Raw genomic sequence first — 12,420 nt, 5'->3', positions numbered from 1 at the left:
AATCATGGTTTAAGCAGGAATTTGGACGGGTAAGCTAGAATAATAAATACATAAGGACATAAAGGAGGCAACTTTAATGAAGTACAACATTCGTGGTGAAAACGTAGAGGTTACTGCTCCTATTAAGGAATACGTGGAAAAGAAGATTGGTAAGCTGGAACGTTACTTTGAAACTCCTCCTACTTCAGATGTAAACGTAAACATCCGAGTCTATAACGATGAACAACAAATCGAGGTTACGATTCCAATGACGAACTTATTGCTTCGTGCGGAGGAACGACACACCGATTTATATGCAGCAATTGATCTTGTATTAGATAAATTAGAGCGACAAATTCGTAAATATAAAACGAAAGTGAACCGAAAATTCCGTCAAAACGGTGCTCCAAAGTATGCATTTGCACAAATGGAAAGAGAAGCAAACAAGGCTATAGAAGAAGCTGAAAACAGCGACGATATCGAAATCGTTCGTACAAAACGATTTAATTTAAAACCAATGGATTCAGAAGAAGCGGTATTGCAAATGGATATGCTCGGACATGAATTCTTCGTTTTTAAAGATGCCACAACAGGAGAAACAAGTGTTGTGTATCGGAGAAGAGATGGCCGTTACGGGCTGATTGAGTCTAGTTAAATAAAACAGAACACAAAAAGCTCTGACCAAAATGTGTCAGAGCTTTTCTTATACCATCAAGAACTTATAAGTTTTGTCAGGTGATAGTATAAGTGCAACTAAGGCTCAACCAGCGCCTAAGGGCTTGGCTTCACCAAGTTTTTTCTATGTACCAGAGCTAGCACGGGGAGTGCCAGCTCTGATAGGGAGGAGTAGAGAGGTGGTGTTTCGAGGCAAATCGAGGTTAACGCAAAACCGGGGACTTGGAATGGTCCGTGTGGCGAGATACATTTTGAAGGTTTTCTAGTTCGGATAGTCTTCGATTTAAAATCGCTACTTTTTTAAGTAGCTGGGTGATGGTAGCTTCGTGCTGAGTTAATCGGTGGGAGGTGGAGGAGCAATACTCGCAACGTCTCATTTTCTCATCCCCTTTACTTGCGAGGTAATTCTTTTATACCATATACCATTTCAACGTGACGAGTTTGATTTTTTCAAAAATTTAGCGGTTTCATGTATGAAATTTTTCAATTTTGGGGCTGGTTTTTATGAATTAGGAGAAAGAGGAGAGTTTTTCTTTTATTTTGTATAAATATGAAGAATTTTGTTGTCTATTCCAATCTCTTCATTCCCCCGTGATTCTTGTCTTTAAAAGGGGCTAGTGTTATGATTAAATGTGATTCACAAATATAATTATAATATATTTTTCTTTCATAGAGGAGCGTTCATATGCGTGGACTACTAAAAAAAGTATTTGGGGATGGCAATCAACGCCAACTCAATCACCTGCAAAAACAAGTGGATGAAATAGAAGCACTAGAACCAAAGCTAGAGAGTTTAACAGATGATGAGTTACGTGCGAAAACCGAGGACTTTAAGCAGAGATATCAAAACGGAGAAAGCTTGGACGATCTCTTGGTCGAAGCATATGCGGTCGTTCGTGAGGGAGCTAAACGTGTCTTAAAAATGCGCCCATATCAAGTTCAAATTCAAGGTGCGATTGCCTTACATGAAGGGAATATCGCCGAGATGAAGACAGGGGAAGGGAAAACCCTTGCGTCTACGATGCCTGCTTATTTAAATGCCTTAACAGGAAAAGGCGTCCATATTGTTACCGTAAACGAATACTTAGCAGATCGTGACGCGAAAGAAATGGGTCAGCTATTTGAGTTTCTCGGTTTAACTGTTGGCTTCAATAGCAATGGCATGAACAAGGATGAAAAACGTGCCGCGTATGTAGCGGACATTACTTATGGTACGAATAATGAATACGGATTTGACTACTTGCGTGACAACATGGTTCTGTACAAAGAGCAAATGGTACAGCGTCCATTGCACTTTGCCATCATTGATGAGGTTGACTCAATCTTAATTGATGAAGCGAGAACACCATTAATCATTTCAGGAACTGCACAAAAATCAGCTTCTCTCTATCAACAAGCCAATGCATTCGTGCGCACGCTGAGAAATGAAGAGGACTACACCTATGATGAAAAAACAAAAGGGGTTCAGCTGACGGAAGAAGGAATGAACAAAGCGGAACGAGCTTTTGGTATCGAAAACTTATTCGAGCTAAAGCACGTAGCCTTAACCCACCATATTAACCAGGGACTTAAAGCTCATGTAGCGATGCACCGTGATACGGACTATGTCGTCGAAGAAGGCGAAGTAGTCATTGTCGACCAATTCACTGGTCGTCTCATGAAAGGTCGTCGTTATAGCGATGGCTTACACCAAGCGATTGAAGCGAAAGAAGGCTTACAAATTCAAAATGAAAGCATGACACTTGCTTCCATTACGTTCCAAAACTTTTTCCGTATGTATGAAAAGCTTGCCGGAATGACTGGTACAGCGAAAACGGAAGAAGAGGAATTCCGTAATATTTATAATATGGATGTTATCGTCATTCCGACAAACAAGGAAATTGTCCGTAATGACCGTCCGGATCTTATCTATAAAACGATGGAAGGAAAATTCCGTGCTGTTGTGGAGGAAATCAAGGAACGCAATCGAAACGGACAACCAGTTCTTGTTGGTACGGTAGCGGTAGAAACGTCTGAATTGATCTCGAAGTATTTGAAAAAAGCTGGCGTGAAGCATAATGTCTTAAACGCGAAAAACCACTTCCGTGAAGCAGAAATTATCGAGGATGCTGGTCAGTTAGGTGCGGTTACGATTGCTACAAACATGGCTGGTCGTGGTACGGATATCAAATTAGGCGATGGGGTCAAGGAACTTGGAGGCTTGGCCGTTGTTGGTACAGAGCGACATGAATCTCGTCGTATTGATAACCAGCTTCGTGGTCGTTCTGGTCGTCAAGGAGATCCAGGTGAAACACAATTCTACCTATCAATGGAAGATGAATTAATGCGCCGTTTTGGATCTGACAATATGAAAAACATGATGGACCGTTTAGGAATGGATGACGACCAACCTATTGAAAGTAAAATGGTATCTCGTGCCGTTGAATCGGCGCAAAAACGTGTGGAAGGAAATAACTTCGATGCACGTAAAACGATTCTGTCTTATGATGATGTACTTCGTCAGCAAAGGGAGATTATTTACAAACAACGTTTTGATGTCATTGATTCGGAAAACTTACGTGAAATCATTGAGCAAATGCTCAAAACGACGATTGAGCGTGTAGTCGAACTTCATACGCAAGACGATGACGATGATAACTGGGATATTGTAAGTATTGTCGAATATCTGCAAGCTAACTTGTTAGATGCTGGAGATGTTTCAGTCGATGACTTACAAGGTAAAGAGCCAGAAGAGATGATTGATCTCATTTACCAAAAGGTGACTGAGAAGTATGATCAAAAAGAAGAAGAGCTTACTCCAGAGCAAATGCGCGAGTTCGAAAAAGTTATCCTTCTTCGTACGGTAGATACGAAGTGGATGGACCACATCGACCAAATGGATCAGCTTCGCCAAGGTATCCACTTAAGAGCCTATGGACAAAACGATCCATTGCGTGAGTATCAAATGGAAGGCTACACGATGTTTGAAGAAATGATTGCCAATATCGAGGAAGAGGTTTCCCGTTATGTGATGAAGGCGCAAATTCGAGAAAACCTTCAACGTGAAGCGGTCGTTAAAGATACACAAGCGGTATCCGGAGATCAAGAAAAGAAAAAAGTAAAACGTCCATTTGTAAAAACAGATGATGTAGGACGAAACGATCCGTGCCCTTGTGGTAGTGGGAAAAAGTATAAGCATTGTCACGGAAAATAATGATAGATCGTAAGGACACTTCCTTTTAGAGGAAGTGTTTTCCTTGAAAGAAATGAAAGTGAAAATTCAGGTCTAGACTAGTAGTGGAATGCTGCGTTTGGAAATATACATCCTAAAAGATAGTTATAGAGAGAAAAATCCTTTCTTGAACATAATATAGAAGCTCATGAAAAATTTTCGCACATTGATTGTAGCGGAGGGTAGTCGACTCCTGCGGGAACAGCACGAGTCTGAAGACCCCGCAGAGAGCGGTTTTTGCTTTTTGAGGAGGCTGAGGCCGTGCCCGCGGAAAGCGACTACCCGCAGCGGAAATCAACCTAGTCTATGCTTCTTTTTTAAAACAACTTAAACAAGAAAGACTTTATGAGGTGACCGAATGGAATTAGTAGAGATAAAGCAAGAATTAGAAAAAATGGCTAAGCGATTAGCGGACTTTAGGGGGTCTCTTTGACTTAGAACAAAAGAGAACCCGAATTGCCGAGTTAGAAGAGGAAATGGCGGATCCGAGCTTCTGGGATGATCAGCAAGGGGCACAAAAGGTGATTAATGAAGTGAATGGATTAAAAGAACTTGTTCATAACTTTGATAATCATGTCGAAAGTCATGAAAACTTGGAAGTGTCCTATGAGCTTGTCAAAGAAGAATCAGATGAAGATTTGCGTGCAGAGCTTGAAGAAGAAGTACAAACTTTAACCAAAGCTTTGAATGATTTCGAATTAATGATTTTACTAAGTGAGCCTTATGATAAAAATAATGCGATTTTAGAGCTGCATCCAGGTGCTGGTGGTACGGAATCCCAGGACTGGGCAAGTATGCTTCTCCGTATGTACACGAGATGGGCAGAATCGAAACAGTTCAAAGTGGAAACATTGGATTATCTACCAGGGGAAGAGGCGGGAGTGAAAAGTGTTACTCTGTTGATTAAAGGACATAATGCGTATGGCTATTTAAAAGCAGAGAAAGGGGTTCACCGTCTAGTAAGAATCTCTCCGTTTGATTCTTCTGGTCGCAGACACACCTCCTTCGTTTCTTGTGAGGTTATGCCTGAATTAGACGATGATATTGATATTGATGTAAAAACAGAGGATTTAAAAATTGATACGTATCGTTCGAGTGGAGCGGGTGGACAGCACGTCAACACGACAGATTCAGCCGTAAGGATTACCCACGTTCCAACGAATACGGTTGTGACATGCCAATCTGAACGGTCCCAAATTAAAAACAGAGAACAAGCGATGAAGATGTTGAAAGCTAAGCTTTATCAGCTTGAAATTGAAAAACAACAACAAGAATTGAACGAAATTCGCGGCGAGCAAAAGGAGATTGGCTGGGGAAGTCAAATCCGTTCTTATGTATTCCACCCGTACTCGATGGTGAAAGACCACCGGACCAACCATGAAATCGGGAATACACAAGGTGTGATGGACGGAGATCTTGACCCGTTTATTGATGCGTATTTACGTTCAACGATGAATTAACGGGGGGATGCTACGATGGTAGCATCCTTTTACATAAGATGATGCAAAGGTTAGGAGGGGCACTAGATGACTATTCGTAAAGCAATCATACCGGCAGCAGGATTAGGAACAAGATTTTTACCAGCAACGAAGGCGATGCCGAAAGAAATGCTTCCCATCATTGATAAACCAACGATCCAATATATCGTCGAGGAAGCGATTGAATCAGGGATTGAAGATCTTATTATTGTAACCGGAAAAGGGAAGCGTGCTATAGAGGATCATTTTGATCACGCGTTTGAATTAGAAGATAACCTATATAAAAAAGGCAAGTTCGATCTGTTAGAACAGATCAATCAATCGGCAAAGGTTGATATCCATTATATCCGTCAGAAGGAGCCGAAAGGGCTTGGTCATGCGATTTGGTGCGCTCGAAAATTTATTGGCAATGAGCCATTTGCAGTCTTACTTGGGGACGACATCGTACAAGCTGAGACACCTTGCTTAAAGCAGTTAATGAATGAGTATGAAAAATATGAGGCGAGTATCCTTGGAATTAAAGAAGTTTCTCCTCAAGAAACCGATCGATACGGTATTATAGATCCTGAAAATCAATCTGATAGAGCCTATAAAGTCAAGAGCTTAGTGGAGAAACCAGCACAAGGAACAGAACCTTCTCGTTTAGCTATTATGGGTAGATACATCTTAACACCAGAGATATTACCTATTCTGGAAGAACAAGAAATAGGAACGGGTGGAGAGATTCAGCTTACAGATGCCCTTGAAAAGCTAACGAAAATTCAACCTGTCTATGGCTATGAATTTACCGGACAACGATTTGATGTTGGGGATAAACTAGGCTTTATTCAAACGACAGTGGAAATGGCATTAAGCAGACCGGACATGGAAGAAGAAATGGTAGGTATGCTGAATCATATATTAGAGAAACATCGATTAAAGAACTAGTTGTAGCTAGTTCTTTTTATCTTTTATCCCTTTAGCACAGTGCAACAATACTGTGCTTTGACTTGTTTACAGGACTTTAGCATCATGTTATACTCCTTACGGTTTAAGAGAGAAAAGTTAAACAAATGAGGTGTATGTACGTGATTGCAAAATATAGAAGAGAACCAATGCCGACGATGTTGGTTCATGTGATAGAATACAGCCTGGTTATACTAGGATCTTTTTTTGTTGCCGTAGCTTTTAATGCTTTTCTACTTCCTCATGAAGTAGCTTCAGGCGGAGTGGCCGGGATTAGTACGATTACAAAAGCTGTATTTGGCTGGGAGCCTTCTATCGTGCAATGGGCCTTGAATATCCCATTGTTCATCGCTGGAATATTAATTTTAGGCATGAGCTTTGGAGCGAAGACACTAGTTGGTACGATCATCCTGCCGTTTTTCGTCTTCCTTACAAAAGATTTCCCGTCTGTTGCATCGGAACCACTATTAGGTGCTATTTTTGGTGGAATGGGTGTCGGCCTTGGGCTCGGAATTGTATTTCGTGGCCGTGCTTCAACGGGTGGAGTTGATTTAGCTGCCCAAATATTTCATAAGTTTATTCCATTTCCACTTTCCATCTGTGTGGCCATATTTGATGGCATGATTGTACTAACTGCTGCCTTTGTTTTCTCAATCGAGCAAGGCTTGTATGCCCTTATCGGTTTGTTCGTCACAAGTAAAACAATCGATTTCGTTCAAGTTGGGATGAACACCTCCAAAAATGTTCTGATAATCACCAATCAAGTTCAAGAAGTGCGACAAGCGTTACTTCGTGATGTGGATCGGGGGGTAACGGTGCTACAAGGAACTGGTGGCTATACAAATGAAGAAAGACAAGTGATCATGTGTGTGGTAGCCCGTGGAGAGTTTTCAAAAGTCACACAAATGGTACGACGCATAGACAATAATGCCTTTGTTGTGGTCATGAACGCCACGGAAGTGTTAGGAGAAGGATTTAAAACAACATAATAATCAATGACAGAATCACCTGATTGTTTTACAGTCAGGTGATTTTTTATATAGTTTACACTATTTAACACTAATATTTCTTAATTAATGTACATTATTAATTAAATAACATACATTATTATTGACATTACGCAACTATAAATGTATGTTATTTATAATTATTAGAATATTTACAATGAAATCGAAAGGAGAGTCGTAAATGAAAGAATACCGCTATATCAAATGGTTCGATGAGATTGACAAGGAGGACATTGCTCTTGTTGGTGGAAAAGGTGCTAATCTAGGGGAACTGACGCAGAAAGGAGTCAAGGTGCCTCCCGGATTTTGTGTGACGGCTTCCGCATACAGTACGTTTATAGAAGAACGAAAGCTGGATCAAACCATTATAAACCTCATCCATACGATTGATTTGGAAAACACCCATCAATTACAGAAAATAAGCTCTGAAATAAGAAAACTAATTTACACGAGCGAAATGCTCGAACCAATCGAAAAAGAAATTCGAGAAGCGTACGCCCAGTTTAGTTATTCGATTGGAATAGAAGCACCTTATGTAGCGATACGAAGCTCTGCCACCGCGGAAGATTTACCGGAGGCGTCCTTTGCTGGTCAACAGGATACGTATCTAGAAATTAGCGGGATTACGGAGGTACTCTCCCATATTAAAAAATGCTGGGCATCCCTATGGACGGCAAGAGCCATTTATTATCGTGCGAATCAAGGATTCAATCATTTTCATGTAGCTCTAAGTGCGGTCGTGCAAAAAATGGTCGACAGCGAGAAAGCTGGTGTGATGTTCACGGCCAATCCGGTGACGAGTAATCGAAAAGAAATGATGATTAACGCTAGCTGGGGGTTGGGAGAAGCGGTGGTTTCAGGGATGGTCTCACCAGATGAATACGTAGTCGAGAAATCAAGCCTAAAAATAATAGAAAAAAATATCACTAACAAGAATCTATTAGTGATCAAGAATCAACACGCTGTTGGGACGAGCGAAGTTGCCGTTAAGGAATATCTCGGCCAAGCGTCCGTGACCGCTCAGTGTCTAATAGAAGAGGAAATCGTACATCTATCAAAGGCTGGTATCCGAATTGAAGAACTCTATCATTTTCCACAGGATATAGAGTGGGCGTTAGATGCGGATACAAAAGAAATCTATATTTTGCAGGCACGACCGATTACGACGCTAGAGGAGGAGAAATCAGAAATGAGTCCAACAGAAAAAGTCGTATTAAACATGCTTATTCGAGGACTTGCTGCAGCACCAGGAATCGGAGCGGGGAAGGTTAAAAAGATTAAGGATATCCAAGAGATTTCTCTTGTCGAAGAAGGCGATATTTTAGTAACCGTTATGACGAACCCAGATATGATCCCGGCAATGAAGAAAGCGGCTGCAGTAGTAACCGATGAGGGTGGTCGCACATGTCATGCAGCGATAGTGTCTCGAGAATTAGGAATTCCTTGTATCGTTGGTGCTAATTCCGCAACAGCCGTGTTATTAGATGGTATGGAAGTAACGGTTGATGCGACACGTGGAGTGGTTTTTGAAGGCATCCTAGAAAAGGAAGAAAGCGAAGAGCCAAAACAACCTTCCTTTGATCCTTCTCTATTCAACCAATTGGAACCGGTTACAGGGACAAAAGTCTATATGAATCTCGGTGAACCGGATTTGATTGACCAGTACAAGGATCTCCCTTTTGAAGGGATTGGCTTAATGAGAAGCGAGTTTATTTTTTCTAGCATGGGCGCCCATCCTATGTATCTCTTAAAAACGAACCAAGAGGATTTTTTTATTGATAAACTTTCAGAGGGGATTACGAAAGTAGCCCAGGAGGTGTATCCAAAACCGATTGTCGTTAGGTTAAGTGATTTCCGTTCCAACGAATTCCGTGGACTAGAGGGTGGAGACGAGGTCGAACCGGTGGAAGCCAACCCGATGATTGGTTGGAGAGGTGTTTCCCGTTACATCTCCCCTGAATATGAGGAAGGCTTTCGCTTGGAATGTCGTGCCATGAAACGGGTACGAGAAGAATATGGATTGACTAATGTATGGGCGATGCTCCCTTTTGTGCGGACAACATGGGAAGTGGAGAGGGTCAAAGAGATCATGGCTGAAGAAGGACTCGTACAAAATCAGCAATTCAAAATTTGGATTATGGCAGAAGTCCCATCGGTTATTTTCGCTGCAGAGGAATTTGCCCAGCTTGTCGATGGGTTTAGCATTGGCAGTAATGACCTAACTCAATTAATCATGGGCTCGGACCGAGATTCAGGTATTCTAAATAGTATGGGTTATTTTGATGAGCGAAATATTTCGGTGAAGCGAGCTATTAAAACGTTAATTCATGCTGCACATAAGCACAGTAAAACCGTTTCTATTTGCGGGCAGGGACCTTCTTTATATCCAGAGTTTACTGAATTTCTCATTCAAGAAGGAATCGATAGTGTTAGTATCAATCCAGATACTGTTGCCTATACAAGAAGGCTAGTAGCATCGACAGAACAACGGCTAATCTTAAATAAAATAAGAAATTTATAATGTCGGGCGGAACTGGTTCTATCTAAGAGTATGAACCATTCAAGACAGTCCATGTAACACGTAAATTGGACTGTCTTTTTTGTTGTTTATACGTTATTAAAACTCAAATATCTAATGAGGGGATTGGAACAAATATTATTATATTACTGTGAATTGTGAGGAACCTTGGATTATTATAGTTACAGGTTATCCGTATTTATTCTTGGGTTTTCTGGTTCAACAGCTGCTGATGCACGAGCATTTTCATTGTGGCGCTCGTTTTTATTGCTTTTATCCAGTTCACTGTCTTTTTCTATCTCAGTTGAAGTTTTATCACTAGGAATTCCTTCATTCATGTTAGATCGCCCTATTCTGTTAAGTAGTTCATTCAAATCTTCTTTCATTCCGTCTTTTTTTTGTTCAGCCATTTTTTCACCTCCTACCGGTAATATGTCCAAATTGTCGTTTAAAATAAAAGGTCTTTAGTATTACAATGGTCTATGTTGCTTAGATCCTTTCATAACAACTACTTTAAATTTAGACATTTTAGTAAAAATCACTGAGAGAAATTTTATAACTATGAGTGTTTTTTCTATGCTGATTGAATAGTTATTTAGTGGAATGCGAATACTGCTTCGGGATATGCTTGCTAAATACGTTTCTTAGTCTAAAAACTGAACTACTTAGTATCAAAGCATCTAATTTTAGGTGCTTCTTTTTCATGGTTCCATCTTCCTAATCAGATGATGAACCGTCAAAAAAGTGGATATGGACTAGAAACCATGTAATAAGGAAGGAGGTGAGTCGTTGAATATTCGGCACCTAGTAGGTGTTGGGGTGCTCTCCCTCTTTATCACAGCGGCACCACAAGCCGTGTTTGCAGGATCAGATGAATCCCCAATAGACAAAATTTCAAATTCCTTGGAGAAGGATTTGAAAAACGTTGTCCAAGAAGGGGAGAAACAGATCGAGAAGGACATATCATCAAAGCTTGTTGAAGCTGGAAATGAAGGCCCGAAAAAAGCCACGAAACAAGTGGAGGAAATCACGGAAAAGGTAAAAAAGGAAGTGCATAAGGCTTCTGAAGAAATCCTGGAGGAATCGCAAAATAAATCGAAGCAAACTCCAGTAAAGCCTTCCGAGGATTTGGGAATCGAAGACCAAACAAAAGATCACTCAGTTCAGCCTGTTCAAGAACAGAGGAAACGCTCGGAGCCAGTACCTATAACCGGAAAGAAAAACGATCTAAGTCCTACCAAACCATCCGAATCTTCCGCGATTACTACTAAGGTACAAAAAGAAGCTCCGACGAAAACACCCATTCCAGATGAAAAGAAGGACTTTCCAGAGCTTCAAAAACTCGTGACATTATCCATAACAAAGATTCCACAACAATTGTGGAAGCGATGGCAGACAAAAAGCTCGCCTCTTGCAGTCTATCTTGCTTCGCAATTGGAATCGAACCGCTTGTTGCAAACACAGCTTTATTGGAATCGGAAATATGTCATTAGAAATCAGTGGGTGAATGCACCACCAACGCCACCACCTCAAAGGAGCTCTTTTTTCTAAGCAAACGTACACCATACAGAAAAAATTAGAAAAAGGAGCGATTTATAATGAATGGAAATGTTGTGAAAGCAAGTATCTTGGCAGGAGTATTTTCAGTAGGAGTATTCGCAGCAGGTTCAGTAGAAGCAGATGCAGCAGTAAATAAAACAGATGTTCAAGCGACAGTAGAAGTAAAACAAGATATACATCATGTAGAATCTCTTGTCGAAGAAGGGAAACAGAAGGCACGTGCTGTTGTTCATAAGGTGAAATCAATGGCTAGTGAATCTGCCAACGCTGTAGCAAAAGCTGAAGCATCCACCGAAGCAGCTGTACACATTGAAACTGAAAGTGCACAGGTTGAAGCATCATCAGAAACGAGTTTGGATGATGATATAACATCAGACTCACAAGCTGAAGTGAACTTGAACTCTGAAAAACTAGAGGAAGAATCGGAAGAATTGGTGGAGAACGCTGAGAAAGTAATAGATGAATCCAAGCAAGTACTGCAGCATGTGCAAAAAGACGCAAAACATAAAGAACAACAGGTAGAAACTAAACTTCAAGAATTAGCAGACGATGTAGAAAAAAAAGCAACTGAGACTCGTGCTACCTTACAAGAAAATACAGATGAAGTAACGAAAGAAGTTGCAGACAAGTTAGAAAAGCTCCTAACAGAACTGGATCAAGCCTTTACTATGTTGACAGAAGAACTGCAAGCAAATGGACAGTTTCAAACCAATTTCCTTTTTGAACTTCCACTGTTTGATACTGAACTTCAAACAAATGTAGAAACCGTCATAGAATAGTCGAAAATAAGAGAATCGAGTGTAAATCTAAGGATTTACACTCGATTTTTTTCCACCTTTTGCACCTTGCGAAAGTTATATTTAGTCCGTTATAATCATTAAGGTTGTGTAGAATTTTGTCGATTATAGGGCTCTATTTACCTAATTCGCCATAAAAATTTACATTCTCCTATCATTTAGGTCCTTTGAAACATAAATGTAATATTTTTTTGTCTAAAAAAGTCCTTTATAGATGTTATAATAGTGAGGACTTATGTTTCGACAGAAA

The 12,420-nt window shown here is 40.5% G+C and carries 9 protein-coding genes; 8 read left to right on the top strand and 1 reads right to left on the bottom strand.

Going from position 1 to position 12,420, the window contains the following annotated elements:
- Window positions 1-76: 76 nt before the first annotated feature.
- From hpf to ppsA, 6 genes are all read left to right on the top strand, one after another.
- Window positions 77-634 carry a ribosome hibernation-promoting factor, HPF/YfiA family gene (gene hpf, locus KO561_RS15230; RefSeq protein ID WP_231094122.1) on the top strand — a complete coding sequence of 186 codons (558 nt, stop codon included), beginning with the start codon at window positions 77-79 and terminating at the stop codon, window positions 632-634.
- 705 nt (window positions 635-1,339) lie between these two features.
- Window positions 1,340-3,847, top strand: coding sequence for a preprotein translocase subunit SecA (secA, locus tag KO561_RS15225; protein ID WP_231094121.1), 2,508 nt, complete (start codon window positions 1,340-1,342; stop codon window positions 3,845-3,847).
- A 376-nt stretch (window positions 3,848-4,223) separates the two neighbouring features.
- Window positions 4,224-5,325, top strand: a protein-coding gene (prfB, locus tag KO561_RS15220; RefSeq protein WP_231094120.1) for a peptide chain release factor 2 whose coding sequence is annotated in 2 segments (ribosomal slippage) — window positions 4,224-4,295 and window positions 4,297-5,325 — 1,101 coding nt in all. Because the reading frame shifts where the segments join, the coding sequence is not laid out codon by codon here.
- A gap of 66 nt (window positions 5,326-5,391) precedes the next feature.
- Window positions 5,392-6,270 carry a UTP--glucose-1-phosphate uridylyltransferase GalU gene (gene galU, locus KO561_RS15215; protein WP_231094119.1) on the top strand — a complete coding sequence of 293 codons (879 nt, stop codon included), beginning with the start codon at window positions 5,392-5,394 and terminating at the stop codon, window positions 6,268-6,270.
- Between the two features lie 134 nt (window positions 6,271-6,404).
- Complete coding sequence (locus KO561_RS15210) at window positions 6,405-7,277, top strand: YitT family protein (protein ID WP_231097185.1); 873 nt, start codon at window positions 6,405-6,407, stop codon at window positions 7,275-7,277.
- A 199-nt stretch (window positions 7,278-7,476) separates the two neighbouring features.
- Window positions 7,477-9,816, top strand: a complete 2,340-nt coding sequence (ppsA, locus tag KO561_RS15205; protein ID WP_231094118.1) for a phosphoenolpyruvate synthase — start codon at window positions 7,477-7,479, stop codon at window positions 9,814-9,816.
- Between the two features lie 179 nt (window positions 9,817-9,995).
- Here ppsA and KO561_RS15200 read toward each other — a convergent pair whose 3' ends face one another.
- A complete protein-coding gene (locus tag KO561_RS15200) occupies window positions 9,996-10,223 on the bottom strand; it encodes a hypothetical protein (protein ID WP_231094117.1) in 228 nt (75 codons plus the stop codon).
- A gap of 379 nt (window positions 10,224-10,602) precedes the next feature.
- On the opposite strand from KO561_RS15200, the gene KO561_RS15195 reads away from it, so the two are divergent.
- On the top strand, window positions 10,603-11,364 hold the full coding sequence (locus tag KO561_RS15195; RefSeq protein WP_231094116.1) for an ATP synthase subunit B family protein: 762 nt from the start codon (window positions 10,603-10,605) through the stop codon (window positions 11,362-11,364).
- Between the two features lie 47 nt (window positions 11,365-11,411).
- Entirely contained in the window at window positions 11,412-12,152 is a 741-nt protein-coding gene (locus KO561_RS15190; RefSeq protein ID WP_231094115.1) for a hypothetical protein, read from the top strand.
- Window positions 12,153-12,420: the final 268 nt, after the last annotated feature.

The organism is Radiobacillus kanasensis, assembly GCF_021049245.1.
Lineage (GTDB): Bacteria > Bacillota > Bacilli > Bacillales > Amphibacillaceae > Radiobacillus > Radiobacillus kanasensis.
This window is presented reverse-complemented; position numbering and strand designations above follow the sequence as displayed.

Coding starts and splice junctions, on each gene's coding strand:
- hpf (WP_231094122.1), top strand. CDS start 77: ATGAAGTACAACATTCGTGGTGAAAACGTAGAGGTTACTGCTCCTATT.
- KO561_RS15210 (WP_231097185.1), top strand. CDS start 6,405: ATGTACGTGATTGCAAAATATAGAAGAGAACCAATGCCGACGATGTTG.
- secA (WP_231094121.1), top strand. CDS start 1,340: ATGCGTGGACTACTAAAAAAAGTATTTGGGGATGGCAATCAACGCCAA.
- KO561_RS15200 (WP_231094117.1), bottom strand. CDS start 10,223: ATGGCTGAACAAAAAAAAGACGGAATGAAAGAAGATTTGAATGAACTA.
- KO561_RS15190 (WP_231094115.1), top strand. CDS start 11,412: ATGAATGGAAATGTTGTGAAAGCAAGTATCTTGGCAGGAGTATTTTCA.
- galU (WP_231094119.1), top strand. CDS start 5,392: ATGACTATTCGTAAAGCAATCATACCGGCAGCAGGATTAGGAACAAGA.
- ppsA (WP_231094118.1), top strand. CDS start 7,477: ATGAAAGAATACCGCTATATCAAATGGTTCGATGAGATTGACAAGGAG.